This window comes from Phenylobacterium sp. (genome assembly GCF_036723115.1).
GTDB lineage: Bacteria > Pseudomonadota > Alphaproteobacteria > Caulobacterales > Caulobacteraceae > Phenylobacterium.
On sequence record NZ_DAIMHV010000241.1, the window covers coordinates 1 to 2,145 of the forward strand.

Consider the following 2,145-nt stretch of genomic DNA (forward strand, 5'->3'; position numbering starts at 1 on the left):
ATGAGCCGTCCGTTCCTGAAGATGAACGGGCTCGGCAACGACTTCGTCGTGGTCGAGGCCCGGGACCAGCCCTTCGAGCCCACCGCCGAAGAGGTGCGCGCCATCGCCGATCGCGAGCGCGGGATCGGCTGCGACCAGCTGGTTTCCATCGCCCCCTCCACCCGGGGCTTCGACGCCCGGGTGCGGTTCTGGAACGCCGACGGCGAGGAGGTGGGCGCCTGCGGCAACGGAACCCGCTGCGTGGGTTGGCTGATCATGCAGGCCTCCGGCAAGGACGAGGCGGTCATGGAGGTGAGCGGCCGCCGCCTGGTGGCCCGCCGGGCCGGCGACCATCTGGTCAGTGTCGACATGGGCGAGCCGGGCCTGGGCTGGCAGGACATCCCCCTGGCCGAACCCATGGACACCCGGGGCGTCGAGCTGCAGGTCGGACCCATCGACGCGCCCCTGCTGCATACGCCAGGCTGCGTCTCCATGGGCAATCCGCACGTGGTCTTCTTCGTGGACGACATCGAGACCGCCCCGGTGCGCGAGGTCGGCCCGATGATCGAGCACCACCGCCTGTTTCCCGAGGCCGTCAATGTGGGCTTCGCCCAGGTCAAGGCCCGCGACCATATCCGGCTGCGCGTCTGGGAACGGGGGGCGGGCCTGACCAAGGCCTGCGGCACCGGCGCCTGCGCCGCCCTGGTGGCCTGCGCCCGGCGCGGCCTGACCGGGCGCAAGGCGCGGCTGGAGCTGGACGGCGGCGACCTGACCATCGAATGGCGGGAAGACGACGGCCATGTGATCATGACCGGCCCGGCCAGCATCGACTTCACCGGAACCCTGCCGTGAGCGACCCTCTGGATGAGGCGGCTCCGGCGGCCTTGGCGGCCGACGGGGTGGAGGTCGTCACCTTCGGCTGTCGGCTGAACGCCTATGAGAGCGAGGTCATCCGCGCCCGGGCGGGCGAGGACGGCCTGACCGGGGCCATCGTCTTCAACACCTGCGCGGTGACGAACGAAGCCGTGCGCCAGGCCCGCCAGGCCATCCGCAAGGCCCGCCGCGAGCGCCCCGAGGCCCGTCTCATCGTCACCGGCTGTGCGGCCCAGATCGATCCCGCCGCCTTCGCCGCCATGGACGAGGTGGACCTGGTCCTGGGCAACGCCGAGAAGAGCGCGCCCGGTGCCTATCTGGATCGGCCCGCCGAGGGCAAGGTCCGCGTCAACGACATCATGAGCGTGCGCGAGACCGCCGGCCACCTCATCGACGGCCTGAAGGACCGGGCGCGGGCCTATGTGGAGGTGCAGAACGGCTGCGACCACCGCTGCACCTTCTGCATCATCCCCTATGGCCGGGGAAACTCCCGCTCCGCGCCCGCCGGCGAGGTGGTGGAGCAGGTCCGCCGCCTGGCCGCCGAGGGCTATGCCGAGGTGGTGCTGACCGGCGTGGACGTCACCAGCTGGGGCGCCGACCTGCCGGGCGCGCCGACGCTGGGCCAGCTCGTGGGCCGCATCCTGCGGCTGGTTCCGGCCCTGCCCCGGCTGCGGCTGTCGTCCATCGACGCGGCCGAGATCGACCGCGACCTCCTGCGCCTGTTTGCCGAGGAAGAGCGGCTGGCGCCCTATCTGCACCTGTCCCTGCAGGCCGGCGACGACATGATCCTCAAGCGCATGAAGCGCCGCCACAGCCGGGCCGACGCGCTGCGTCTTGTGGAGGAGGTGCGGGCCGTTCGCCCTGACGTGGCGTTCGGCGCCGACCTGATCGCCGGTTTCCCCACCGAGACCGAGGCCATGTTCGCCAACACCCTGGCCCTGGTGGAGGAGGCGGGTCTCGCCTTCCTGCACGTCTTTCCCTTCAGCCCCCGTCCGGGCACGCCGGCCGCGCGCATGCCTCAGCTGGCGCGCGCGGTGGTCAAGGCCCGGGCCGCGACCCTGCGCCAGGCCGGCGAGGCGGCCCTGTCACGGCACCTGGACCGCCAGGTGGGCCGGACGGTGGACGCCCTGGTGGAGCGACCCGGGATCGCGCGCGCGCCGGACTTCACCGAGATCGCTTTTGAAGGCGCTGCCCCTGTGGGCCAGATCGCCCAGCTCCAGATAACCGGTCATGCCGGCGGCAAGGCGAAGGCCGCCGTTCTCGCCCCCCTGGCCGCGGAATAGGGCCGCGGAA

The 2,145-nt window shown here is 72.0% G+C and carries 2 protein-coding genes; both read left to right on the plus strand.

The window, feature by feature from the left end:
- Positions 1-831 (plus strand): diaminopimelate epimerase (gene dapF, locus V7D28_RS15030; protein WP_333588190.1); only part of this gene is annotated, 831 nt, incomplete at its 5' end.
- Entirely contained in the window at positions 828-2,135 is a 1,308-nt protein-coding gene (gene mtaB, locus V7D28_RS15035) for a tRNA (N(6)-L-threonylcarbamoyladenosine(37)-C(2))-methylthiotransferase MtaB (RefSeq protein WP_333588191.1), read from the plus strand. The genes dapF and mtaB, both read left to right, overlap by 4 nt.
- The last annotated feature ends 10 nt before the right edge of the window (positions 2,136-2,145 follow it).